At 58.8% G+C, this 228-nt stretch carries 1 pseudogene; it reads left to right on the top strand.

From position 1 onward, the window contains the following. Nucleotides 1-228: pseudogene (locus SB756_RS36515) on the top strand (type III PLP-dependent enzyme); the annotation flags it as partial.

The raw sequence follows: 228 nt of genomic DNA, 5'->3' as shown, positions 1-228 counted from the left end.
CCTCAAGGAAGAAGACGGTATCGAGCTGAAGCTGATCAACATGGGTGGCGGCTTCCCGGCCAACTACATCACCCGCACCAACAGCCTGGAAACCTATGCCGAGGAAATCATCCGCTTCCTCAAGGAAGACTTCGGCGACGACCTGCCGGAAATCATCCTGGAGCCAGGCCGTTCGCTGATCGCCAACGCCGGCATCCTGGTCAGCGAAGTAGTACTGGTGGCGCGCAA

The sequence above is a fragment of the Pseudomonas sp. SIMBA_068 genome, assembly GCF_046534705.1.
Classification (GTDB): Bacteria; Pseudomonadota; Gammaproteobacteria; order Pseudomonadales; family Pseudomonadaceae; genus Aquipseudomonas; species Aquipseudomonas putida.
The sequence above is the reverse complement of the archived record's forward strand: the minus strand, read 5'-3'. Positions and strand labels throughout refer to the sequence as shown.